The 25,532-nt window shown below is 42.3% G+C and carries 25 protein-coding genes; 17 read left to right on the plus strand and 8 right to left on the minus strand.

All coding sequences use genetic code 11. The annotated features are described in order from the left end of the window. Nucleotides 1-5: 5 nt before the first annotated feature. The 3 genes from pyrH to rpsB are packed head-to-tail and all read right to left on the minus strand — an operon-like array spanning nt 6 to nt 2,558. On the minus strand, nt 6-728 hold the full coding sequence (gene pyrH / locus ACJMKR_RS08675) for a UMP kinase (RefSeq protein WP_423062713.1): 723 nt from the start codon (nt 726-728) through the stop codon (nt 6-8). Further along, nucleotides 729-1,616: a translation elongation factor Ts gene (gene tsf / locus ACJMKR_RS08680; RefSeq protein ID WP_423062714.1), complete on the minus strand. Its 888-nt coding sequence runs from the start codon at nt 1,614-1,616 to the stop codon at nt 729-731. 15 nt (nt 1,617-1,631) lie between these two features. Continuing rightward, entirely contained in the window at nt 1,632-2,558 is a 927-nt protein-coding gene (gene rpsB, locus ACJMKR_RS08685; protein WP_425475591.1) for a 30S ribosomal protein S2, read from the minus strand. 245 nt (nt 2,559-2,803) lie between these two features. Here rpsB and map point away from each other — a divergent pair, with 245 nt between their 5' ends. From map to ACJMKR_RS08705, 4 genes are all read left to right on the plus strand, one after another. Further along, the gene (gene map / locus ACJMKR_RS08690) at nt 2,804-3,559 is read left to right on the plus strand and encodes a type I methionyl aminopeptidase (protein WP_423062715.1); all 756 of its coding nucleotides are present in this window, start codon (nt 2,804-2,806) and stop codon (nt 3,557-3,559) included. Between the two features lie 356 nt (nt 3,560-3,915). Beyond that, nucleotides 3,916-4,809 (plus strand): IS982 family transposase, encoded by an 894-nt coding sequence (locus tag ACJMKR_RS08695; RefSeq protein ID WP_423062298.1) that lies wholly within the window; start codon nt 3,916-3,918, stop codon nt 4,807-4,809. Nucleotides 4,810-4,906: 97 nt separating this feature from the next. Continuing rightward, entirely contained in the window at nt 4,907-5,191 is a 285-nt protein-coding gene (locus tag ACJMKR_RS08700) for a helix-turn-helix transcriptional regulator (RefSeq protein ID WP_423062716.1), read from the plus strand. Between the two features lie 56 nt (nt 5,192-5,247). Further along, entirely contained in the window at nt 5,248-5,739 is a 492-nt protein-coding gene (locus ACJMKR_RS08705; RefSeq protein WP_423062717.1) for a phosphatidylglycerophosphatase A, read from the plus strand. On the opposite strand, the gene ACJMKR_RS08710 is transcribed toward ACJMKR_RS08705, so the two are convergent. Both ACJMKR_RS08710 and gltA read right to left on the minus strand, forming a co-directional pair. Beyond that, nucleotides 5,669-7,231, minus strand: coding sequence for an APC family permease (locus ACJMKR_RS08710; protein WP_423062718.1), 1,563 nt, complete (start codon nt 7,229-7,231; stop codon nt 5,669-5,671). The two genes, ACJMKR_RS08705 and ACJMKR_RS08710, sit on opposite strands and share 71 nt — an antisense overlap. Before the next feature lie 148 nt (nt 7,232-7,379). Then, nucleotides 7,380-8,669, minus strand: a complete 1,290-nt coding sequence (gene gltA / locus ACJMKR_RS08715) for a citrate synthase (RefSeq protein WP_423062719.1) — start codon at nt 8,667-8,669, stop codon at nt 7,380-7,382. Nucleotides 8,670-9,008: 339 nt separating this feature from the next. Here gltA and sdhC point away from each other — a divergent pair, with 339 nt between their 5' ends. The 12 genes from sdhC (at nt 9,009) to ACJMKR_RS08775 (ending at nt 22,359) form a co-directional block, all read left to right on the plus strand. Next, the gene (gene sdhC, locus ACJMKR_RS08720; protein ID WP_423062720.1) at nt 9,009-9,383 is read left to right on the plus strand and encodes a succinate dehydrogenase, cytochrome b556 subunit; all 375 of its coding nucleotides are present in this window, start codon (nt 9,009-9,011) and stop codon (nt 9,381-9,383) included. After that, nucleotides 9,377-9,718, plus strand: a complete 342-nt coding sequence (gene sdhD, locus ACJMKR_RS08725; RefSeq protein ID WP_423062721.1) for a succinate dehydrogenase, hydrophobic membrane anchor protein — start codon at nt 9,377-9,379, stop codon at nt 9,716-9,718. Before sdhC ends, sdhD begins: the two co-directional genes overlap by 7 nt. Beyond that, nucleotides 9,718-11,478, plus strand: coding sequence for a succinate dehydrogenase flavoprotein subunit (gene sdhA, locus ACJMKR_RS08730; RefSeq protein ID WP_423064222.1), 1,761 nt, complete (start codon nt 9,718-9,720; stop codon nt 11,476-11,478). The genes sdhD and sdhA overlap by 1 nt, the downstream gene beginning before the upstream one ends. 2 nt (nt 11,479-11,480) lie before the next feature. Continuing rightward, nucleotides 11,481-12,209, plus strand: coding sequence for a succinate dehydrogenase iron-sulfur subunit (locus ACJMKR_RS08735; RefSeq protein ID WP_423062722.1), 729 nt, complete (start codon nt 11,481-11,483; stop codon nt 12,207-12,209). 30 nt (nt 12,210-12,239) lie between these two features. Further along, the gene (locus tag ACJMKR_RS08740) at nt 12,240-15,047 is read left to right on the plus strand and encodes a 2-oxoglutarate dehydrogenase E1 component (RefSeq protein WP_423062723.1); all 2,808 of its coding nucleotides are present in this window, start codon (nt 12,240-12,242) and stop codon (nt 15,045-15,047) included. Nucleotide 15,048: 1 nt separating this feature from the next. Continuing rightward, nucleotides 15,049-16,224, plus strand: a complete 1,176-nt coding sequence (odhB, locus tag ACJMKR_RS08745) for a 2-oxoglutarate dehydrogenase complex dihydrolipoyllysine-residue succinyltransferase (RefSeq protein ID WP_423062724.1) — start codon at nt 15,049-15,051, stop codon at nt 16,222-16,224. A 58-nt stretch (nt 16,225-16,282) separates the two neighbouring features. Next, complete coding sequence (sucC, locus tag ACJMKR_RS08750) at nt 16,283-17,458, plus strand: ADP-forming succinate--CoA ligase subunit beta (protein ID WP_423062725.1); 1,176 nt, start codon at nt 16,283-16,285, stop codon at nt 17,456-17,458. Further along, on the plus strand, nt 17,458-18,342 hold the full coding sequence (sucD, locus tag ACJMKR_RS08755) for a succinate--CoA ligase subunit alpha (RefSeq protein WP_423062726.1): 885 nt from the start codon (nt 17,458-17,460) through the stop codon (nt 18,340-18,342). Before sucC ends, sucD begins: the two co-directional genes overlap by 1 nt. 3 nt (nt 18,343-18,345) lie before the next feature. Beyond that, the gene (locus ACJMKR_RS08760; RefSeq protein ID WP_423062727.1) at nt 18,346-18,801 is read left to right on the plus strand and encodes a GtrA family protein; all 456 of its coding nucleotides are present in this window, start codon (nt 18,346-18,348) and stop codon (nt 18,799-18,801) included. Beyond that, the gene (locus tag ACJMKR_RS08765; protein ID WP_423062728.1) at nt 18,782-19,459 is read left to right on the plus strand and encodes a polysaccharide deacetylase family protein; all 678 of its coding nucleotides are present in this window, start codon (nt 18,782-18,784) and stop codon (nt 19,457-19,459) included. Before ACJMKR_RS08760 ends, ACJMKR_RS08765 begins: the two co-directional genes overlap by 20 nt. A 403-nt stretch (nt 19,460-19,862) precedes the next feature. Next, nucleotides 19,863-20,477, plus strand: a complete 615-nt coding sequence (locus ACJMKR_RS08770; protein ID WP_423064223.1) for a L,D-transpeptidase — start codon at nt 19,863-19,865, stop codon at nt 20,475-20,477. 13 nt (nt 20,478-20,490) lie between these two features. Next, nucleotides 20,491-22,359, plus strand: coding sequence for a tetratricopeptide repeat protein (locus ACJMKR_RS08775; RefSeq protein ID WP_423062729.1), 1,869 nt, complete (start codon nt 20,491-20,493; stop codon nt 22,357-22,359). A 199-nt stretch (nt 22,360-22,558) separates the two neighbouring features. Here the strand turns inward: ACJMKR_RS08775 and ACJMKR_RS08780 are convergent, their stop codons facing one another. Continuing rightward, on the minus strand, nt 22,559-22,711 hold the full coding sequence (locus ACJMKR_RS08780; RefSeq protein WP_423062543.1) for a hypothetical protein: 153 nt from the start codon (nt 22,709-22,711) through the stop codon (nt 22,559-22,561). Between the two features lie 165 nt (nt 22,712-22,876). Beyond that, entirely contained in the window at nt 22,877-23,701 is an 825-nt protein-coding gene (locus ACJMKR_RS08785) for an IS982 family transposase (protein WP_423062544.1), read from the minus strand. 407 nt (nt 23,702-24,108) lie between these two features. Here ACJMKR_RS08785 and ACJMKR_RS08790 point away from each other — a divergent pair, with 407 nt between their 5' ends. After that, nucleotides 24,109-24,756: a S24 family peptidase gene (locus ACJMKR_RS08790; RefSeq protein WP_423062730.1), complete on the plus strand. Its 648-nt coding sequence runs from the start codon at nt 24,109-24,111 to the stop codon at nt 24,754-24,756. Here the strand turns inward: ACJMKR_RS08790 and ACJMKR_RS08795 are convergent. Continuing rightward, nucleotides 24,753-24,971: a hypothetical protein gene (locus ACJMKR_RS08795; protein ID WP_423062731.1), complete on the minus strand. Its 219-nt coding sequence runs from the start codon at nt 24,969-24,971 to the stop codon at nt 24,753-24,755. The two genes, ACJMKR_RS08790 and ACJMKR_RS08795, sit on opposite strands and share 4 nt — an antisense overlap. Nucleotides 24,972-25,532: the final 561 nt, after the last annotated feature.

Below are 25,532 nucleotides of genomic sequence, written 5' to 3' on the forward strand. Positions count from 1 at the left end.
ACCTCTCAATTAACCAACGTACCTTCTTCTTCACTCATGACCACACTTAATAACGCACCGGGTTTATTAATATTAAACACGCGCAACGGCATGTTGTGATCGCGACATTGGCAAAAAGCTGCCAAGTCCATGACAGCCAATTCTTTTTCGAGGGCTTCCTGATAACTCAAATGTTTGTAGCGTGTAGCATTAGGATCTTTTGCCGGATCTGCGGAATAAATCCCATCCACATTAGTTGCTTTCAATACTATATCCGCACCAATTTCGATCCCACGCAAACTTGCAGCAGAGTCAGTGGTCACTAATGGGTTGCCTGTACCCGCCACGAAAATCACAATGCGACCCTGCGTTAAATGGTGTATCGCTTTACGTCGATGAAATATATCGGCAACACCGCTCATCGCAATCGCGGATAAAATTCGCACCGGCAATCCCGATCGCTCAAAGGAATCGCGTAAAGCGAGTCCATTCATTAGTGTTGCTAACATACCCATATAATCGCCAGTGATGCGATTAATACCAGCCTGTGATAGTGCCGGGCCTCGAAAAAAATTGCCGCCACCAACCACAATAGCTATCTGAACGCCGTGTTGGTATATCTGAGTGATTTCTTTTGCCATACGATCCAATACTGTCGGATCGATTGGATGTGGACCTTTTCCCATTAATGCCTCGCCGCTCATTTTCAATAGCACACGGCGATAAAGCGGTTGTGGTCCATTCGTCATTTAGTCGTTTCCTTGTACTTGCGCCATAACCTCATCGGCAAAATTTTTAGATTCTTTTTCAATGCCCTCACCCACTTCGAATCGAGCAAAGGTAGAGACGGTTGCACCCTGCGATTTCAATAAATCAGCAATCAGTTGATTAGGATCTTTAACAAAGGGCTGTCCAACCAACGTGATCTCTTTCAAGAATTTATTGATTCGACCGAGGACCATTTTCTCAATGATGTCCTGCGGCTTACCCGATTCTTTAGCTTGCTCAATGAAAATTTCACGCTCTTTTTCAATAACTTCCGCTGGCACGTCATCCGGTTTTACGGCTTGTGGTTTTAACGCAGCAATATGCATCGCGAGATCTTTCGCTAAGTCTAAATTATCTTTATCAAGAGCAACAACGACACCAATCCGATCTCCGTGACAGTAATGACCCACGATACCACTTGATTCAATCAATGCTACACGACGAATTTGGATATTTTCGCCGAGCTTATTAATTAATGACATGCGTGCTTGTTCAATTGTTTCATTGCCACCTTGAGTAATAGTAACTTTTGCCAATGAATCAACATTTCGAATGTTTTCTGCCAAACCTTGCTCAGCAACGTGTTGGGCAAATTCCGCAAAATGAGTGTCGCGAGCAACAAAGTCAGTTTCACTGTTAACCTCAACCATAAAGGCTTTCTTGTTGTCTGCAGTGATTGCAATAACAATTTTTCCTTCGGCGGCCGTTTTCCCGGCACGCTTTTCTGCTTTTGCTTCGCCTGCTTTTCGCAATACATCAATGGCAGCTTCCAAATTTCCGTCAGTTTCTACCAATGCTTTCTTACAAGCCATCATGGCTGCACCCGTGCGCTCTCTTAACTCTTTTACTAATGCTGCAGTTATTGCCATTACTAACCTCTTTAATTATTTCGTAGCCGCAGATTTTTCGTTTGTTGTCTCTTTTGTTTCAGCTTTCTTTTTAGGAGCTGCTTTTTTTGCGGTAGTTTTTTTCTTTTCAGCCGGTTTCTTTTCAGCGGCTTTTTGCGATTTTTCCTCACCTTTTTCAGCTTTTGCTTTTTCGGCTATTTTTGCTTTTTTAGTCACAATGCGCTTGGCTGGCTCTGCCTTTGCCTTTTCTTTAGCTTCCTTCGCTTCTACTAATTCCAACGCACCACGTGCTTCAATGATGGCATCGGCGATCGTTTTACAATAGAGTCGAATCGCTCGCCATGCATCATCATTGCCTGGAATAACATAATCGATATTGTCGGGACATGAATTAGTATCTACTATGCCGATCACAGGGATACCTAGGCGACGCGCCTCTTGAATGGCGATCTTTTCGTGCATGACGTCAATGACAAACAATGCGTCCGGTAATCCACCCATGTTCTTAATGCCTGATAGGCTAGCCGATAATTTTTCTTTTTCACGCATCAAATTCAGGACTTCCTTCTTAGTCATTCCAACCAGATTTCCTTCATCGGCAATCTGCTCTTCGAGCTCTTTTAGACGCTTGATCGATTGACGAATCGTTTTGTAGTTAGTCAGCATGCCACCCAACCAACGGTAGTCGACATAGGGCATGCCACAGCGGGTTGCTTCTTCCCGCACAATCTCACGGGCTGCAAATTTTGTTGCTACAAACAATATCTTACCACGTTTAGTGGCGATGTCCGCGGCTACCTTTACGGCATCACGAAACATAGGTAATGTTTCTTCTAAATTTATGATATGAATCTTGTGGCGGGTCCCGTAGATATAGGGTGCCATCTTAGGATTCCAATAGCGAGTCTGGTGGCCAAAATGAACTCCAGCCTCAAGCATTTGGCGCATAGTTACGTCAGTCATGTCGTTCTCCAGGGTTAAACCTCCACCTACCCCATTACCTGACCCGCTTTAACGGGCACCCCAAGCAACGGTACCGATAGGTGTGTGAATTTTTGTACCAAAATAAGCATCTAGTTGCTTATTCTAGCTGGCCTTTATACCATAGACAGCCATTAGGGACAAGTTAGGGATTAAAAGAGAAGTTTCGGGCGTTAGTACCAGGGTGGCACTAAGCAGCTTTAAGTCAAAAGGCAAGAGATCAACAAATGGCAATATCTATAAAAACACCTGAAGAACTCGAAAAGATGCGCATAGCCGGAAAGCTAGCTGCTGATGTGCTAGACATGATCGAGCCTTATGTAAAAGCTGGGATAACTACCGATGAGCTAAATAGCATCTGTCATGACTACATCACCCAGAAACAGCACGCTATTCCTGCCCCCTTGAATTACCATGGTTTCCCAAAGTCCATTTGCACCTCTGTTAATCATGTTGTCTGTCATGGCATACCTAATGATAAAAAATTGAAAGACGGTGACATCATTAATATCGATGTGACCGTGCTTAAAGAGGGTTACCACGGCGATACCAGTAAAATGTTCACCGTCGGTAAAGTATCCACACATGCAGAACGTTTGATTCGCGTGACCCAAGAATGCATGTATAAAGCTATTAAAATTGTAAAGCCCGGCACTCGCCTGGGCGATATCGGTGCCATCATTCAAGAGCATGCCGAAAAAAATCATTTTTCAGTGGTGAGAGAGTACTGCGGCCATGGGATTGGCAGTATTTTTCATGAACCGGAATTGCAAATTTTGCATTACGGTAAGCCAGATACCGGGATTATTTTGCGCCCTGGCATGACCTTCACAATCGAACCGATGATCAACGCCGGCAAACGTCACGTCAAATTATTGTCAGACGGATGGACTGTGATCACAAAAGATCGTCGTTTGTCTGCACAGTGGGAACATACGCTCGCTGTCACAGAAGATGGTTATGAAGTGTTTACATTAACCTGAGTTCTGTATAAGAAAAGGAATACAAGCGTGTCGCGATGCTCGTGATAGATTATTGCCATCCCTGTCAATAATCGACTCGCAATACGCGACAACTTAAATAGCCGCGGACGTCCTCGTCGCCCGCGCTCCGCGACCTCACGGCTCGACTACGCACGGGCTCTCAAATGACTTGACGGCTCGTAAAGATTTTTTGCAGTCGCTTACGCTCGGCAAAAAATCCGAGCCTACCGCGGAATACGCGCCTTCGCTTCGCTCTCCATGGCGCGCATCGAGTGAATGAAATAATTGAAAAAAAGACCGGAACCGCTAAAATTTAGCTCCAAAATTACAGCTAAATAATGTAACAGGAGTTAATCATGTTGGCACCGGTCACGGAGATTTTTTGTGATATGGATGATTTTTGCAAGGATTATTTGAAAGGTCAATCAAAGTATTTGCTACCGAACCCAGACAGAAAACGAGATCGAGCGATGCAAATGAGCTTGTCTGAAATTGGCACCATCATTGTGTTGTTTCAAATGAGTCACTATCGCACATTTAAGGATTTTTATTGTGGATGTGTTTTACAAGACATGAAGAAGTATTTTCCTACGGCGCTGAGTTACACACGTTTTGTCGCCTGCCAATCAGCAGCGCTAATGATGCTCGCCGCCTATTTGCTTTCGAGAAAGGGCAAACACACGGGATTGTATTATATTGACTCAACTACACTACGCGTATGCCACAATAAACGAATTTATCGAAACAAGGTTTTCAAAGGCATTGCTAAACGCAGTAAAAGCACAATGGGCTGGGTTTACGGCTTTAAACTACATATTGTGATTAATCATCAAGGGGAATTAATCCGTTTTTGTTTAACGAAAGGGAACGTGGATGATCGCGCTGTTGTTAGAAAATTAATGGCTAATTTAAAGGGGTTGGGCGCTGGCGATAAAGGGTATCTTGGAAAAGATCTTGCGGACGATTTGGCAAAACACGATTTAAAATTTGTGACAAAAGTCCGTAAAAATATGAAGAACAAAATGCTTTCTGCATTTGAAAAGTTTTTCCTAAAACAACGTGGCATCGTAGAAACGATTATCGATCAGTTGAAAAACTTGTATCATGTTGAGCATTCGCGTCATCGTAGTCCGATTAATTTTTTAGTCAATACCCTTGCAGCGCTAATTGCCTATTCTTGGCGACCAAACAAACCAGGAATAAAAACCAACAATATAAAGAATAATTTATACGCAGTTATCCAGAACTGAGGTTAAAGATAAAAACCCCCAACGATATCGTCGTATTTTTATTGGAGGCATCGAATCACCGTTATCTTCTAGTGATACAGAATCACGAGATGAATTAATGTATCAGCCTAATCAACGCGAGGTAAAAAATTATTTGCTCGGTGAACCATTTAGCGATGCGTATTTTACAAAACGTGAAGCAGAATGCATGATGCTGATCATGCAGGGATACACTAATACACAGGTAGCACAGTTATTAAGTTTGTCGTCGCGCACCGTTGAGTTTTATATTAAAAATATGCGGCGTAAAACAGGCTGTGAAAGCAAGGCGGATTTAATGAATGCCATTGCCAAGACAGATTTTCTCGACAAATTGGATTTTACAATGGAGGATTTGTTTTAGGTGTCGTAACTCTGATCTGAAATGACTGCATAGCACCTTGATGCTATTATTGCACTATGAAATCAAAAACAGATGCACAACCTAGCCTCCAAAGTATTTGGGAAAATCCCATTCATTTTGTTGCCTGTGGTTTTGGGCTTGGTGCGATCCCCATAGCACCGGGCACCTTTGGTACGTTGGGGGGTGTGGTGTTGTACCTCATTTTAAGTCGGCTACCGTTATGGGCTTATATTATGGTGGCGGTTGTCCTGCTTATCTTTGGTTTTTTAATTTGCGGTATCACCAACCGAGACTTTGGTACAGATGATCACCCCGCTGCAGTGTGGGATGAAATCGTCGGTTTCTTGTTCGTCATGATTGCAGTCCCTAAAACATGGTATTTTATTTTAATAGGATTTGTCTTGTTTCGACTATTTGATATTTGGAAGCCATGGCCTATTCGATGGGTTGACCGACATATTCACGGTGGTATCGGGGTTATGTTAGATGACGTGGTGGCGGCTCTTTTTTCGCTGGTAATTTTACAGATTTTAGTTTGGGTTTTTTAGTATTGATGAATCGTGAGCGACCGCTTTTCAATCCCCAGTAATAATAAATCGCTGCCACGACACCTACAGCAATTAAGCTTTCTGCATAATTTAATTTTCCCCAGCCGCCGAATGCTTTACTTCCTAGAAAAGAAATCAAAGCCATCGTTAATAAATAACAAGGCAACCAGATGCCGGGTCGCCAATCCTCCTTGAAAGTTTTCCAACCGTTTTTGTTTTGGTAATAAAAATAAATGGGTAATCCAGCTAGCATGATGAGTATGACTTTACCCGTTAAAGGCCATCTGGCCCAGTACAATACAAATGAAATTACTATAAATGCAATCGGTGCAATGTAGCGCAAGCCCCTTATTTTGACCGGTGAGACCTGACGGTGTTTTCGATAGCGTAATGTCATCGCTGAAACAGGTCCATTCACATAAGAAATAATCGATGAAACGGATATCACTGCGACCAAGGTGCTCCAACCTTTAAAGAGATATAAAAATACAAAGCTGATAATGAGGTTAATCCACATCGCTGGACGTGAAATGTGATAAAGGGGATGCACGCGTCCAATGAATTCGGGCATATAACCATTGCTTTGTAAGCCATAAAGCATCCGTGAAGTCGTTGCGGTGTAAGTAATCCCGGTGCCTGAGGGTGAAACGAATGCATCTAGGTAAATTAAAATCACAAGCCAATTTAAATTTAATGCCAAGGCTAAATGCACAAATGGAGAGCTGAAATTTAAGCGATGCCATCCGAAGGCAATATCTTTTGGGCTAACTGTGCCGATAAATGCAATTTGCAGCAGTAAGTAAAGCACGAAAGAAATGCCGATTGAGATAATAATAGCTAGTGGCACGTCACGTTTTGGGTTTATTGCTTCGCCTGATAAATTAATGGGGCTTTGAAATCCATGAAATGAGAAAATAATGCCCGCCGTGGCCACGGCTGTAAATACACCACTCATCCCATAAGGCATGAAATTTTCATGAACGAGATTAAAGGTTCCTTGGTGAAACGAGGCGACAAATAAAGCGACACAGGTAAGTGATGGTATTAAAATTTTGAATAAGGTTAACGCCATCATCGAATGTAAAAATAATTTTACGGACCAATAATTCAATAGAAAATAAAAAACGATGAATACGCCCGAAAGCATCAAGCCATAGGGTGTTAATTGGTGAAGATAGGGGTTATACAATTGGCTGGTAAAATCCCAAGACCATGAGCTCATATATTGAACCGAAGAGGCAGCTTCGATGGGAATCACAGAAACGATGGCGATCCAATTAGCCCAGCCTGCAATAAATCCTGCAAAGGAGCCATGGGATAATTGTGTGTAGCGTACCATGCCACCTACGGCAGGATAGCGAGCGCCCAGCTCTGCGTAGGCAAAGGCGAGCAACAACATGGCTAGCGCGCCGATTGGCCAGGCAAAGATTGCGGCAGGGCCGGCTAGTCGGGCTGCTTTCCAGGCACCGAATAACCAACCAGAACCAATCATTGTACCGATCCCTGACAGCGTCAGGCCCCATAAGCCGATATGTTTAAATATTTTCCCCATTGGACTAAGCCTACCGATAATGTCCGACGTTGTCCATGAGACAACCGCGGGAAATGGTTGAAGCGCGCATTTATGAGTATAATTTTAATTACTTACGATCGCTTACAGGCACGACGTTGCGCTGTGTTTTTCCCGTATAGAGTTGGCGTGGTCTTGATAAACGATGATTCGGATCACTCATCATTTCCATCCAATGTGATACCCAGCCGACTGTACGAGACAACGCAAAAATAACGGTAAACATGTTGCTCGGAATACCGATCGCACTTAACGTGAGTCCAGAATAAAAATCTACATTGGGATACAATTTTTTCTCGACAAAATAATCGTCTTCTAATGCGATTTTTTCTAATTTCATGGCGAGCTTAAATAGCGGTTCATCATGACGACCCACCGTATCCAACACTTGGTGACACGTTTCACGCATGACTTTTGCGCGGGGATCATAGTTTTTATAAACACGATGACCAAAGCCCATTAATCGGAATGGATCATATTTATCTTTAGCTTTTTTAATGTATTTATCGATATTCGACTCATCACCAATTTCTCGAAGCATATTTAAAGCCGCTTCGTTGGCCCCACCATGTGCTGGTCCCCACAATGCGCCAATACCTGCGGAAATGCAGGCAAAAGGATTGGCTCCAGTGGAACCTGCTACACGAACGGTAGTGGTCGATGCATTTTGTTCGTGATCGGCGTGCAAAGTAAAAATACGATCCATCGCCCGTACTAGAACAGGATCCGGTTTTTTTTCTTCGTACGGTGTCGAAAATAGCATATGTAGAAAATTTTCTGCATAAGACATTTCTTTTTGCGGATGTACAAAAGGTTCGCCGATCGAATACTTGTAACTCATCGCAGCAATCGTTGGCATTTTCGCAATCAAGCGTAGTGCCGACACTTCACGGTCTTGAGGATTATTGATATCAAACGCATCGTGATAAAACGCAGAGAGCGCCCCTACGGTGCTCAACAGCATAGCCATGGGGTGAGCGTCGTGTCGAAAACCTTCAAAAAACTTGCTGACTTGCTGGTGAAGTGTTGAATAATCTTTGATGCTATTTTCAAAAATATCTTTTTGCTTCTTATTTGGGAGTTCGCCGTGCATCAGTAAATAACAAACTTCCAAGTAATCGCACTGTGCTGCTAATTGATCGATGGGATATCCCCGATAAAGCAATATGCCTTTTCCACCGTCGATGAAAGTGATTTTGGATTCACAAGACGCGGTGGAGTAAAACCCCACATCCAGTGTGTATATTCCATTATCGCCTAATGTTTTTACATCGATGACATCGGAACCCAGTGTGCCTGAGTAGATGGGAAATTCAACATTTTGATTTTCAAAAGATAACTTTGCTTTACGATCTTTCATAGGGATTTCTCATAATGGTTGTAGACTGATCAGTGCCCCCAAACTATAGTCAATCCTGGATTAGTTTTCAAAGGCTCAGAAAATAGAAGATCATTTTATAGTCGAAATACGCAACTTTCCAACCCTTTTCTGGGGCTGTTGTCGGGCGATATAATGAGTTATAATCACGACGCACTGATAGGATACATACACAACCAATTGTCTTAAAACACAATTTATGGGATGGACATTATTGATAGCGTTCTCTAGATGAGAACGATTAATCAATGTGTTAGCATTTGTGTTGTCCTTCAGGCTCTTGGAACAAACTCGCATAAATTTGTCAGGATGGGCACAACGGTGAATGCAGAAAGACCAGTAAATCTCGATTTAACAAAGTTTCGGTTCCCTCCGATGGCGATACTCTCGGTGTCGCACCGTATCACGGGCGTACTATTATTTTTATTCACGCCGCTTGCTATATATATGATGCATGAGGCGGCGACTTCGCAGCAGACGTTTAACACCTTGATTCAAGTTATGCAGAACTTTTGGATGCGTCTTGCTGTTTGGATTGGTATTTCGGTGACGTTGTTCCATCTGATGTCTGGTATTCGTCATATGATAATGGATCTTGGCTTTTGGGAAAGTTTGCATGCAGGTCGAATCAGCGCATATACCGTGTTTGCACTTGGTTTCATCGTCACTGTATTAGTAGGAGTGTGGGTATGGTAGTGCAGGTTAATCGTCGAGGCTTAATAGACTGGATTGCCCAGCGTGTCACGGCCATTTTAGTCGGCATCTACACACTCTTTCTTGTCATTTATTTTCTTGCGCACTATCCCCTTGCTTACACTGTATTTCATAATTTATTTAGCAACTTAGCAATGAAAATTGTCACGTTCATCGTTTTGCTGAGCATTTTGTGGCACGCATGGATTGGGTTATGGACGGTCTTTACAGACTATGTGAAAAATCGCCCCATTCGCCTAATATTGGAAATATTAGTGTCTTTGTTATTAATTGTTTACTTGGCTTGGGTAGCTGAGATTTTATGGGTGGCGCTGTAATGAGTAGTATTCCAGTTAGAGAATTTGATGCAGTAATTATAGGTGCAGGGGGTGCCGGTTTGCGCGCCGCGCTGCAAATGGCGCAATCACAACTTAAAGTGGTTGTCGTTTCTAAAGTATTTCCCACGCGTTCACATACGGTTTCTGCGCAAGGAGGTATTGCCGCTGCGCTAGGAAACGTGGTTCCTGACAAATGGCAGTGGCACATGTATGACACCGTTCATGGGGGCGAATACTTGGGCGATCAAAATGCCATTGAATACATGACTCAAGAAGCCCCTGAATCCATTTACGAACTAGAGCACATGGGTTTGCCATTTTCTCGTTTGGATGATGGGCGAATTTATCAGCGTGCCTTTGGTGGACACACTCGTGATTTTGGTGGTGAGCTAGCGCGCCGAACTTGTGCGTGTGCGGATCGTACTGGTCACGCCATGCTGCATACCTTGTATCAAAAAAATGTGGAAGCCAATTCGCATTTTCACTACGAATGGTACGCCTTGGATTTAGTGAAAGGGGTTAACGGCGGCATCGCTGGGGTTGTGGCGATGTGTATGGAAACCTCCGAAATTGTCTTTTTTAAATCGCGCGCTACCATATTAGCCACCGGTGGTGCGGGTCGTATTTATGAAACCACCAGTAATGCGTATACCAATACCGGCGATGGTATCGGCATGGCATTGCGTGCTGGGCTTCCCGTGCAAGACATGGAATTTTTCCAATTCCACCCAACCGGCGTTTACGGGGTTGGTTGTTTAATTACAGAAGGTGCTCGCGGTGAAGGCGGCTACTTATTAAATAAAGACGGTGAGCGTTTTATGGAGCGCTACTCTCCGCACTTAAAAGATTTAGATTGTCGCGATGTTGTTTCGCGTTCGATTTTAATGGAAGTATTAGCAGGCCGCGGTGTTGGCCCTGAAAAAGATCATGTCTTATTAAAGCTCGATCACTTAGGTGAAAAAGTGCTAAACGAACGTCTTCCGGGTATTTCAGAGCTTGCTAAAAAGTTTGCGGGTGTGGATGTTACTAAAGAACCGATTCCCATTTTGCCGACGGCACACTACATGATGGGTGGTATCCCCACGAATATTCACGGCCAAGTACTAACGCTCGATAAAGATGGCAACGATAAAATTGTCGAAGGCTTATTTGCAGCCGGGGAATGTGCGTGTGTGTCTGTGCACGGTGCAAATCGATTAGGAACCAACTCATTATTAGATCTCGTTATCTTTGGTCGTGCCGCGGGTAAATTTTTAGAGAACGAATTAAAAGCGAACTTGGATTTTCGTGCACCCGATGAAGCCGACATTGAGGCTTCGTTAAATCGCATTAAACGTTGGGAAAATCAAAATAACACTGAAAACCCTGCGGATATTCGAAAAGAACTACGCGCAGTGATGCAAAACAGCTTTGGTGTATTCCGCGATGAAAAACCGATGGAAGAAGGGTTAAAAACGCTAAAAGCACTGCGTGAGCGATTGCATCATGCAAAAATAACCGATACGAGCAACACATTTAATAACGCACGTATTGAAGCATTAGAACTGGATAACTTATTTGACGTAGCGATGGTAACGGCCATTAGTGCAGAGCAACGCAAAGAAAGCCGTGGGGCTCACTCGCGTTATGACTACAAAGAGCGCGACGATGAGCATTGGTTGAAACACACTGTTTGTTACTTGGATGGTGAGATTAAATATCGCCCCGTTAACATGAAACCTACAGATATTGAACCATTTCCGCCTAAGCCGAGGGATTAGTAATGAGTAAAAAATCGAGAATCATGACACTATCGATTTATCGATATAACCCTGAAACGGATAAAAAACCGTACATGCAGGACTTCACGATAGATTTATCGAAAGTCAAAGGGGCGATGTTATTGCATGCTTTAGAAGAGCTGCGCGAAACGCACCCTGATTTAGGGCTGCGTCGTTCTTGCGGCGAGGGAGTATGCGGTTCTGACGGCATGAATATTAACGGATCAAATGGGTTAGCGTGCATTACACAGCTAGCCGATTTGCCGGATTATGTCGTGTTGCGCCCACTCCCCGGATTTCCAGTGATTCGTGATCTTATTGTGGATATGGAACAGTTCTATACGCAATACAAAAAAGTTAGACCTTATTTAATTAACCACGAACATCCGCCCCAAAAAGAGCGCCTACAGTCGCCGGCAGACCGTGCGAAGTTGGATGGTCTTTATGAGTGTATTTTATGCGCGTGTTGTTCGAGTTCTTGTCCGTCTTACTGGTGGAATCCCGATAAATTTATCGGCCCAGCAGGTTTGTTGGCTTCTTATCGATTTGTGGCGGATACTCGCGATGAAGAAAAAAATAGTCGATTAGATGCCATGAAAGATCCTTACAGTGTATTTCGTTGCAGAACGATCATGGATTGTGTCACTGTTTGTCCTAAAAACTTAAATCCAACCGCAGCCATTCGAAAAATTAGAACGGAAATGTTACGCGAATCGGATGCGAGTGAATGACATTACTTAGAACACAATTAAAGGTTAACCATGACAAAGTCTTTAATGCAGCAATTTCGGCAAAATTCTTATTTAGCTGATAATAATGCTGCTTACATAGAATCTCTTTATGATAAATATTTAGAAAACCCGCAAGCTGTCACCGAAGAATGGCGTCACTATTTTCAATCTCTAGCAAATGGAAGCGGTGCTTCCGATATTTCACATCAGGAGATTCGCCAAACCTTTAAGCAAATGGCGCTCCGCCCAAAAGTTATGGCGCCAAGCGCTGGCGCGAGCATGAAACAAAATGCTGTCGATGCATTGATCGAAGCGTATCGTCGATTTGGTCATTTAAACGCAAAAACTGATCCACTGGGTGTAGAAACACCAATAGACCCACGTTTAGAATTAAGTCATTACCATTTGACAGATGCAGATTTAACTCAAACGTTTGACACGAAAGGTGTGCTCGATAAGTCGAGTGCAACCTTAAAAGAAATTTATCAACAGTTACATGAAATTTATTGCGGCGCTATTGGTATTCAATATAGCACGATTTCAAATGAGCGCGAGCGATATTGGTTGCGAGATTATGTCGAACATCGTATTCCCAACTTGAAGTTCGATGCCGAAATTAAACGAAATATTTTGCAGCAACTTACTTCAGCCGAAACCTTAGAAAAATATTTAGACGCAAAATATGTAGCACAGGTTCGTTACTCTTTGGAGGGTGGGGACAGCTTAATTCCGATGTTGGATGAGCTCACCAAACGAGCCCGAGCACAAAACGTCGAAGAAATTGTTATTTGCATGGCACACCGAGGACGTGTGAATGTGCTGCTTAACATTATGGGACAAGCTCCGACAGAATTATTTCAAGAATTCGAAGGCAAAAAAGATTACGGCAAAACCCTGGGCGATGTTAAATACCATCGCGGTTATTCTCGCGATGTCAAAACCGATGCGGGCCCCATTCACTTATCGTTAGCGTTTAATCCTTCTCACTTAGAATTTATTTCACCTGTTGCGATGGGATCGGTGCGTGCGCGCCAAGAGCGTCAAAATGGGCAGAGAATTGATTATGCCGTGCCAGTCATGTTGCATGGTGATGCTGCCTTTGCAGGTGAGGGCATCGTCATGGAGACACTCAATATGTCGCAAACACGCGCTTATCATGTGGGTGGCACGATTCATATTATTTTAAATAACCAAGTTGGATTTACCACAAGCAATCCAAAAGATGCACGTTCTTCGCTTTATTGTACGGACATTGCCAAAATGTTGGATGCGCCTGTTTTTCACGTGAATGCAGATGATCCGGAAGCGGTGATTGCTGTCACGCAGTTAGCGCTCGATTATCGAATGACTTTCCATAAAGATATTTTTATTGATTTGGTTTGTTATCGACGACATGGGCATCAAGAAGTCGATAACCCCATGCCGACACAACCACTCATGTATAAAATTATTCATGAGCATCCGAGCGCCCGTGAAATCTATGCGAAAAAATTAATTGATGAAGGAATATGTAAATCGGAAGAACCCGATGCGTGGATTGAAACCTATCGTCAACATCTCGATCAAGGGCGTCAGGTTGTGGAAACTTTACCGAAAGGTCTTTCTGAGCATTATGCGGCGAACTGGACGCCGTTTCTCGATCAAGAATGGACAACCCTTGTGGATACCAGTATCCCCCTCGCAAAATTAAAAAGCCTGGGTGAGAAAATTTGTAGTGTTCCCGAGGGCTTTGAATTGCAGCGTCAAGTGGCTGGCATCATGACTGCACGCGCTGAAATGATGGAAGGCAAACGCGAAATGGATTGGGGTTATGCAGAAACCCTGGCCTATGCTTCATTGCTCGATGAAGGTCATCCAGTTCGTTTGGTGGGTGAAGATGTTCGTCGTGGCACTTTCTTTCATCGTCATGCAGCATTGTTTGATCAGAACACCGGTGAAGAATACATGCCGCTACTGCATGTCAGCGAAAAGCAGGCACATCCCCATATTTATGATTCTTTGCTGTCAGAGTGTGGTTCGATGGGATTTGAATACGGCTATTCCACAGCCGAACCCAACGCTCTCGTTATTTGGGAGGCGCAGTTCGGTGATTTTGCTAACGTCGCTCAAGTGATCGTTGATCAATTTATTAGTTCAGGCTGGCAAAAATGGAATCGGCTATCGGGCATTACACTGTTTTTACCCCATGGTTATGAGGGTAAAGGTCCGGAACACTCTTCTGCACGTTTAGAGCGTTATTTGCAATTATGTGCGCAAAACAATATGCAAGTTTGTGTGCCAACCACGCCTGGGCAGATTTTTCATTTGCTGCGTCGACAGGTGCTACGCCCTTACCGAAATCCATTAATTGTGATGACGCCGAAAAGTTTATTGCGCCATAAGTTAGCGGTTTCTACGTTAGAAGAACTAGCAAAAGGACAATTACAATTATTGATTCCAGAAATTGATAAACTGGATTCAAAAAAAGTGACTCGTGTCGTTTTATGTTGCGGTAAGGTGTATTACGAATTGCTCACCAAACGACGTGAAGAAAAACTCAACCATATCGCGATTATTCGTATTGAGCAGCTATATCCGTTTCCGTACGATGAGTTGAAAAAACAGTTGAAACGATATCCCAATGCTAAACAGGTAATATGGTGTCAAGAAGAACCCAAAAATCAGGGTGCCTGGTTTTGTTCACGGCATCGTCTTGTGGAATGTATGCGCGAAGATCAAACATTAGATTTAGCGGCACGTCCTGCATTAGCAGCACCATCGGGTGGCTATCCTGCGTTACATCAGCAGTTGCAGACACGTTTAATCAATAAAGCCTTAGATATTAGAGAGGAAAAGTAAAATGTCGATTGAAATTAAAGTGCCTACCTTACCGGAATCGGTTGCCGATGCAACGGTTGCAAAGTGGTATAAAAAAGCAGGCGAATCGATTGGACGCGATGAAAATCTAGTGGATTTAGAAACAGATAAAGTCATGCTCGAAGTGCCAGCACCTAACGCCGGTGTGATTGAAAAAATAGTAGTGAAAGAAGGTGAAACGGTGACGGCCGGGCAATTATTAGCGGTGTTAAAAGAAGGGGAAGTTGAGGAAGTTGCAACTGCTAAAGAAGAACCTCAGGAATCCAAACAGTCAAAACCTTCAGAAGAACTGAGCCCAGCAGTGCGCCGAGCGGCTGCAGAAAAAGGTGTTGATACGAGTCAAATTAAAGGAACGGGCAAAGATGGTCGTCTAACAAAACAAGATATCGAGCAAGCAACTTCAACAAAAGAAGGTGAAAAACCAGGTGAGCCTGTAGTTAGCACAGAAATCGCTGGTGAACGAACGGAAAAACGTGTGCCGATGTCGCGCCTTCGTGCACGTATTGCAGAGCGTTTAGTACAAGTGCAACACGAAGCGGCTATTCTCACGACGTTTAACGAAGTGAACATGAAACCGGTGATGGATTTACGGAAAAAATATAAAGATCAGTTTGAAAAAACACATGGAGTACGACTAGGATTTATGTCGTTTTTTACGAAAGCTGCGGTCGAAGCGTTAAAACGATTTCCCGCAGTGAACGCCTCTATCGATGGCAATGATATTATTTATCATAATTACTGTGACGTCGGGATCGCAATTGGTAGTGACCGCGGTTTAGTAGTGCCTATTTTGCGTAATGCTGAAATGATGAGTATGGCAGACATCGAAAAAAATATTCGTGGTTATGCAACTAAAGCACAAGAAGGCAAGCTCGCGATTGAAGATATGACGGGTGGCACATTTACCATTACCAACGGCGGCACGTATGGATCGATGTTATCGACTCCGATAATTAATCCACCGCAAACTGCTATTTTAGGTATGCATAACATTGTGGAGCGCCCCGTAGCTGAAAATGGCACTGTGGTGGTGCGTCCGGTGATGTACTTAGCATTATCGTATGATCACCGTGTGATCGATGGTCGTGAAGCCGTGTTATTTTTGGTCGCGATTAAAGAAGCTTTGGAAGATCCAGCACGCTTGTTGTTGGAGGTGTAGGGATGATGCCTCCAAAAAAGGTGACTAGAATTAAACAACAATGGGGTAAACAACAACAATGAACTTACATGAATATCAAGCAAAACACTTATTAACGCAATATGACATTCCTGTGCCAGGCAGTGAAGTCGTGTGGAATCCTGAATCTGCTGTCGATGCTGCTTCAAATCTGGGTGGTAACCGTTGGGTAGTGAAGGCACAAGTACACGCGGGTGGTCGCGGTAAAGCTGGCGGCGTGAAAATAGTGGACAGCAAAGATGCGCTAAAGACTGCTGTAAAAGACATGTTAGGTTCGCGTTTGGTAACATACCAAACGGATGCGCAGGGTCAACCAGTCAATCAAGTATTAATCGAACAACCTTCTGACATCGCACGCGAATTATATTTAGGTGCTGTGATTGATCGTGCTTCGCAACGTATCGTATTTATGGCCTCCACTGAAGGTGGCGTTGAAATTGAAAAGGTGGCTGAAGAATCACCGGAAAAAATCCTTAAAGTAACGGTTGATCCAACGGTTGGCATGCAGCCTTTTCAATGTCGACAATTATTTTTTGGCTTAGGCCTCGATCACAGTCAAATGCGATCATTTACGCACATTGTGATGGGATTATATAAATTGTTTGTTGAGCAAGATCTTAGCTTATTAGAAATCAATCCACTCGTTGTTACGGCCGGTGGTGAGCTCATTTGTTTGGATGCCAAAATTAATATTGATGATAATGCGCTTTATCGCCAAGCAGAACTGCGTGAAATGCGTGATACCACACAAGAAAATGAGCAAGAAACCCTAGCGCAGCAATGGGAGCTTAGCTACATTAAACTAGATGGCAATATTGGCTGTATGGTTAATGGTGCTGGTCTTGCGATGGCTACGATGGATTTAATTAAATTACATGGTGGTGAGCCTGCTAACTTCCTGGATGTGGGTGGTAGTGCAACGAAAGAGCGCGTTACTGAAGCCTTTAAGATTATTATTTCTGATGCCAACGTAAAAGGTATTTTGGTGAATATTTTTGGTGGTATTGTACGTTGTGATTTAATCGCAGACGGTATTATTGCTGCAGTCGCTGATGTGGGTGTTAATGTTCCCGTGGTCGTGCGATTGGAAGGTAACAATGCAGAATTAGGCGCAAAAAAGCTAGCCGAAAGTGGTTTGAATATCGTTGCAGCAACAGGATTTTCAGATGCTGCGCAACGTATTGTCGATTTAGTTAAGCAGGGGGTAACCGCGTAATGAGTATTTTGATTGATAAAGAAACTAAAGTTATTTGCCAAGGGTTCACAGGAAAACACGGTACCTTCCATTCCGAGCAATCTTTAAAATACGGCACAAAATTAGTGGGCGGTGTGACTCCTGGAAAAGGTGGCCAAAAACACTTGGACTTACCCGTTTTCGATAGCGTTTCTGACGCGTATAAAGCAACCGGTGCTGATGTCAGCATGATTTTTGTGCCAGCACCATTTTGTAAAGACTCTATTGTGGAAGCCGTTGATGCCGGTATTAAATTAGTCATCTGTATCACAGAAGGCATTCCCGTGCTGGATATACTGGAAGTTAAAGCTTATATGAACCAGCATCCGCAATGTCGCTTGATAGGACCAAACTGTCCGGGTGTCATTACACCGGGTGAATGTAAAATTGGCATTATGCCAGGCCACATTCACAAACCGGGCAAAGTGGGTATCGTGTCTCGCTCGGGTACATTAACCTATGAAGCCGTGAACCAAACGACTCAACTTGGATTTGGCCAAAGCACATGCGTGGGTATTGGTGGTGATCCAATTCCAGGCACTAATTTTATCGATGTACTTGCGTTATTTGAAAAAGATCCGCAAACTGAAGCCATCGTGCTTGTCGGTGAAATTGGCGGTACCGCCGAAGAAGAAGCGGCAGAATATATTAAAGCTAATGTCACGAAGCCAGTTATTTCTTATATCGCGGGCGTTACTGCTCCAGCAGGAAAGCGTATGGGGCATGCAGGTGCGATAATTGCAGGGGGGAAAGGCACAGCAAAAGATAAATTTGCGGCCTTAGAGGCAGCAGGTGTATTTACGGTGAAATCGCCTGCAGAAATAGGCCAGGGCGTTGCCGAGGCCACAGGATGGTCAGTTGGATAATAGATGTGGGATTTATTTCAATCGCTGAAGCTTTATTTCATATTCATTCGGTATGCGGTGGTTGGATTTACATCTTTTATCATTGATGTCAGTGTTTTTGCCTTAATTTTTTTATCGACTCATGATAAATTTTATTCGTTATTGGTTGGACGAGTCATTTCTGGCTCGTTCAATTTTTATTTCAATAAATACTTAGTTTATCGATCGCTGAATAAGAGTCTGACTAAGCGAGAAGCACTTTATTATCTTTCTCTAGCCGTTGTAATTTTTATTTTATCATACACCTCGATCACTGAACTATCAGCTCACTTTCACATTAGTGTGGTTGTTGCTAAAATTGTGGTGGATATTATTTTATTCTTCATTAATTTTTTGGTGCAGAAGCATCTCTTCAAGTCTGGCGCAACGATTGCGCAGGAAAAAACGCAGGAGCAAAGCCATGCAAGGAAAGCATATTAGGGCAATGATTGCCTCACTTATTTTTATCCCCATTGTTACATGGGCGGCTCAGCCGGTTGATTTAAGTAAAGTTCGAATTCATCCTCTACCGGGTACCGTGACGTTAACATTCGATGATGGTCCCAGCCCCAAATACACGCGCAAAATTTTAGCCATATTGGATCGTTATCATATAAAAGCGACATTTTTTGTGATGGGTATTTTCGCTAAACGCTATCCAGAATTGATCAAAGAAATTCAGTCGCACGGAAACGTGATCGCTAATCATTCCATGACACATCCGTATTTAACTCGGGCTTATGGAAAAAAATTATATAATGAGGTAGTGGAACCTAATGTCATCATTGAAAAAATCACGGGTTATGCCCCTGTTTGCTTAAGGCCGCCCTTTGGTTTAACCAATGCACGAGTAAAAAAATTCATTGAATCACACGGTATGCGACAGGTCATGTGGGATTTAAATTCCTTTGATTACCAACGCCAGCCCGTCTCTAAACTAGTGCACTGGGTTTTGTCGCGGGCAAAGCCTGGTTACGATTTATTAATGCACGATGGCAGTGGGAACAGTTTTCAAACCGTTAAAGCACTTCCTGCTATTATTGAAGGTTTGGAAAAGCGCGGTATTAAATTTAGTGTGATTTGTGCGCCACCTGGTTAGGAAGTTTGATTGCAAGGGATTTCAATTGCATACGCATCGCAATTGGAGTTACTGTTTTTCGGGAATCACCATCCCTGGCTGCTAAGTACCTCCATGGTACTTACGCCCGAAAAACAGTAACTCCAATCCCTATGCCACAATTGAAATTATTTTTCCAACAAACACCTATTCCGGCTCAACACGCCCAATACCTATGCTTCAATGTATTCAGCGCTCTTCCTGCTAAATCAAGGGGTTATAAAAGATATACTATATTTTTAACGGGTTACAGCAAAAAGGATTTGCTGTGGGTTTTTAATGTAGGGTAAGACACATATAAATTAAGTACATAAGCTGAGAATAGGTAAGTGGATGTTCTCAGGCTACTAAACGTCACGGACGGTGTCGGGAGGTGGCCATGAAGATGATAATCCCAATTGTATTATTAACTTTATTGGCAGTACAAGGCAATGTAAGAGCAGAGACGAACAACACACAGCGTCAAAACCAAAATTTCACGCACACAGTTCCTGTGTCCGAATCACAACTAACGCAACGATCATTACGCAATTACACACAATTAGCGGCCAATCGCTATACGCGAAACAAGCGTTACAATCAAAATAGGAGTTATGGAGGTCCATGTGGGAGTTATTCTGGACGCGTTTTTATTTTTGATCCGCGTCGACATCGATGGTATGCCTGTTCGGGCGGACGTGCAATTGCTAGTGGTGTTGCAGCCGGTGGCGCTGGTTATTGTCATGATATCAGACGTTCTTGCCGAACGCCTGTTGGTCATTTTAGGATTAATCGCAAAGGGGGAGCTGATTGTCGGTCTTCTCGTTATCCGGTAGGACGTGGTGGATCGCGCATGCCTTACTGTATGTTCTTTAGTAAATATTATGCGGTACACGGCTCTTATCATGTCCGTGCAGCCAATATAAGTCACGGTTGCATACGGGTGTATCCTGCTGCAGCAAAATGGTTACACAGTAACTTTTTCTTTATTGGAACTCCGGTCATTGTGCGATCGTATTAAGAGGGAACAATAAATGAAGCAATATCTCAAATTGTTTTTGATTATTGTTTCCCTTTTTATTTTGTTAGTGTCGGCTTCGTATTCGCTTGCGCAATCGTATTGGCTTTCTAATTTTCATTTCATGAATACCGTGCCGGTGGATGCTAAATATTTTAAGTACGACATTCAACCATGGACAGAGGAAGAAAAAACCATTGTCATACAGCAACTGACAATGGTTCAGAAATACGGGCCTGGTTTGATACAACGTGTTATTGCTTATGGCCCCATTCAAGTGTATCGCGTTTCAAACAACACGGTCCGAACACCTCAAATTAGAATTGTGGCACTGGCTCATCCCAGGCATCGATATATGATATTTTCAGATCAATATTTTGAATACTATAAAACAGGTTCAAAATATCGATGGTTCACCTTTTGGGCTATCGCGCATGAGCTGACTCACCTTGCAGACCCGGGCGATAAAATCTCTTTATCTAAGGATTGGAATCAATTAATGGGATGGCGAATAAGAGCCTATAGAAATGCAATAGAAGGTCAAAAAATTAGTAAAAGCCAGGAAATGAAACTGATTCAAAAGTATGGATTAATCACAAGCTATGCATCAAAAGACTTAAATGAAGCGCTGGCAGAATATACAGCAGCAGTGTTGACTGATCGTATACCTGCATTTAATTTACGCTATATAAAGATTCCATCCGACATTCGAATGTTTATTAAAAAAAACTTGTTACTATTGCCATTCAAGCCCAATCGATCGGATCAATTGTTTCTTCGCGCCAATCGTTATTTTATACAAGAAAAATATCAGGAAGGTATACAATTGTTAACGCAAGCTATTGCGATAGATCCTAGCTTTATCGCTGCCTATTACACGCGAGGAAAAGCTTGGATGGTACTGGAAAAATATCAAAATGCTTATTCTGATCTTAAAAAATCGCTGGAATTAAATCCGGATACTAATTTCTTAACAAATCGCATTTATTATTCAATGGCATTAGTCAATTTTTATCAAAAATTATATCCGCAGACGATTATCTATCTCAAACAGGCGATCAGTCTCGACTCGACTGATGGTTTTTCTTATTATTATCTAGGTATGGTTTATCGAAACATGAATAGAGCTGACTTAGCGATCAACAGCTTTAAACGAGCCATTTATTATTTGCCAAAATATGTCCCACTGAGGAAATATTCTTTTTATTATGTTGCATTATTTATAACCGAAAAAAACCAATATCGGTATGCTGTTAATTTGCTATCGGAAGCGGTTAAAGAATATCCTCGTTTTGGGGCTGCTTATTATTTATTGGGGTTAAATTGGTATTATTTGAAAAATGATCGCAAGGCGATGAGCGAACTTAAAAAAGCATTGCGATTTACTACAGATGAAGATCAAGTCAGGCCATTTATTTATTATTACATCGCAAAAATTTATCACGATCATAATCAATACCAGGATGCGATTGAAAATTATAAAAAGACCTTGGTGCTTAATCCACACATGGGTATTACTTATTTTCAATTAGGTGGAATTTATTACATGTATAAAAAGAATTATCAGCAGTCTATTAGCGCTTACAAAAAAGCAATACGCTATTTGCCCAAAAAGAATTATTTTCGTAAGGTAGCATTTTTACAGATCGGGTTAATTTACTTTATTGCAGGCGATTTAAAGAATGGATTAATTGCTTATAATGCGGCAATTCAACAGTATCCTGCATTTGCGTTAGCTTATGTGTATCGGGGATTGGTGTATACGTCATTGGGTCAATATGCATTGGCGGTTAAAGATTTGCAATATGCATTCGTGCTTGATCCAAGTTTGAAAATAAAATACGGCCATTATTTGCGACAAGCACAAGAGAAACTGAATTTCTAGAAATCTATTTTTAGTTAATTAAATAGCTTTCAATTGCGGCATAGGGATTGGGGTTACTGTTTTGCGGGCGTAAGCACCAGGGATGTACTTAGCAGCTAGGGATAGCGATTCTCGAAAAACAGTAACCCCCATCACGATAAGTAAGCAATTGAAATCGATAACCTGCTCTTAAATGGTTTCGTCTTTGCGTAATGTAACCTCAGTTCTGGATAACTGCGTATAAATTATTCTTTATATTGTTGGTTTTTATTCCTGGTTTGTTTGGTCGCCAAGAATAGGCAATTAGCGCTGCAAGGGTATTGACTAAAAAATTAACAAGCGTGTCGCGATGCTCGTGATAGATTATTGCCATCCCTGTCAATAATCGACTCGCAATACGCGACAACTTAAATAGCCGCGGACGTCCTCGTCGCCCGCGCTCCGCGACCTCACGGCTCGACTACGCACGGGCTCTCAAATGACTTGACGGCTCGTAAAGATTTTTTGCAGTCGCTTACGCTCGGCAAAAAATCCGAGCCTACCGCGGAATACGCGCCTTCGCTTCGCTCTCCATGGCGCGCATCGTCGGACTACGATGACGCGAATGCTCAACATGATACAAGTTTTTCAACTGATCGATAATCGTTTCTACGATGCCACGTTGTTTTAGGAAAAACTTTTCAAATGCAGAAAGCATTTTGTTCTTCATATTTTTACGGACTTTTGTCACAAATTTTAAATCGTGTTTTGCCAAATCGTCCGCAAGATCTTTTCCAAGATACCCTTTATCGCCAGCGCCCAACCCCTTTAAATTAGCCATTAATTTTCTAACAACAGCGCGATCATCCACGTTCCCTTTCGTTAAACAAAAACGGATTAATTCCCCTTGATGATTAATCACAATATGTAGTTTAAAGCCGTAAACCCAGCCCATTGTGCTTTTACTGCGTTTAGCAATGCCTTTGAAAACCTTGTTTCGATAAATTCGTTTATTGTGGCATACGCGTAGTGTAGTTGAGTCAATATAATACAATCCCGTGTGTTTGCCCTTTCTCGAAAGCAAATAGGCGGCGAGCATCATTAGCGCTGCTGATTGGCAGGCGACAAAACGTGTGTAACTCAGCGCCGTAGGAAAATACTTCTTCATGTCTTGTAAAACACATCCACAATAAAAATCCTTAAATGTGCGATAGTGACTCATTTGAAACAACACAATGATGGTGCCAATTTCAGACAAGCTCATTTGCATCGCTCGATCTCGTTTTCTGTCTGGGTTCGGTAGCAAATACTTTGATTGACCTTTCAAATAATCCTTGCAAAAATCATCCATATCACAAAAAATCTCCGTGACCGGTGCCAACATGATTAACTCCTGTTACATTATTTAGCTGTAATTTTGGAGCTAAATTTTAGCGATTCCGGTCTTTTTTTCAATTATTTCATTCACTTATTCCTTTTCTTATACAGAACTCAGGTTATCTTTATTGATAATAGCTTCGGCTATGTCTTTCCAAATATGTAATTTCTCATTCGGTGGTGAACTCATTCGACAACTCCTTATCGTTATTGAGATGGTTACAAAACCTACGAAGTGGAAACTAAATGTCCAATTTATACTTTACAGTATAAATAATACCTTAAGCTATTGATTTTGGGGTGTCAAATCCTTAAGAGAACATTAAATAATTTAAAAATGTAAAAGTATGATTGAGAACTACTGTAATGTTGTGCATAATAATTTAGATGCCTAGCCACAAGAAGGAATCCCATATGGCTTCGCTAAGTACCAACTTAAAAACTTTAATGTCACTGGCGCAGATAAATGCAAGTGAGTTAGCACGGAGAACGGGCATTGCTCAGCCTATTATCCACCGCCTTTCGACGGGTCAAAATGTCAATCCTAAGCTAGCGACTATTAAGCCGATTGCACACTACTTTATGGTGAGTGTTAGTCAGTTGATTGGTGAAGAATTATTGCCCAATGATCAATCCTTTCTTCGTGTGAGCACCGAGCATCGTGGATGGAACCGCGTACCACTGATTTCTTGGAAGGATGCGATCACATGGCCTGAAAACCAACCTGTTTACCAAAATGCAAATGATGCTATTTTTATATCGACAGATGCCAATGTCAGCAAATTAGCTTACAGCCTCGTTATTCAGGGTCGTGCCATGGAACCGCTGTTTCCAGAAGGTACGACCATCATTGTGGAACCAAAACGTAATCCACAAGACAGAGATTTTGTCGTGGTACATCTCCACGGTGAAAATGAAGCGCGTTTGAAACAAGTTTTAATCGATGGGGATGATCGCTATTTAAAATCACTCAATCCAGATTTTGAAGATATCAAGGTCTCCCGATTTAACGATGCAGATCAATTTCTCGGTGTAATGGCGCAAGCAAAAGTTGACTACTAGTCTTTATTTTTATCCCATTCAATCTTCGCTGCGCATAAAATCCGCTCAACATGGCCTTCTGCAAACTCATGCAACATATCAGGATGACTTAATATTGTTTCTGCTGTCACTCGAAATTCACCCGGCTTACCAATTTCTTCAATCACAAATAACAAATTTGATTTTAGGTTTAATGATTTAATACGATATTTTGCATGCGTGTTTGCATTACTCATGTAATCATGCTCCTAAAAAGGCTATGATTTTATTCAACTCTGAATACACAAAATATACCGGGGTTTATAAAATTATAATTACCTAAGAAATGATGAATACTAAAACTAATTATACGTATAAAAATTCTTTAAACCATATAAAAATAGTGAAAAATAAAAATCCTTAATTGAACCTTAAGAAAAAAGATGAGAGAATATAGGTAATTTTACGCGTCATGTGTAAGAAAAAAGCCCCTCCAGGGTGCAGCTGGAGGGGCAGCTGGAGGGGCAGCTGGAGGGGCAGCTGGAGGGGCAGCTGGAGGGGCAGCTGGAGGGGCAGCTGGAGGGGCAGCTGGAGGGGCAGCTGGAGGGGCAGCTCACAAATGCAAAACAACGTCACGCAAAAGGAGCAAGATCATGCTAACACCGACATTACTACAATTCAAGATTCCATTGAGTTGTTTATTTGCACCCTGAAAATTTCACTTAAGGGCACCTCTAGAAATCGTTTTAAAAACATAAAACATTTTATCGATTTCAATTGCTTGCCAATACGAGAATGGATTTCTAAAGGCGCTCATA

This window comes from Candidiatus Paracoxiella cheracis (genome assembly GCF_049348705.1).
Lineage (GTDB): Bacteria > Pseudomonadota > Gammaproteobacteria > Coxiellales > Coxiellaceae > Paracoxiella > Paracoxiella cheracis.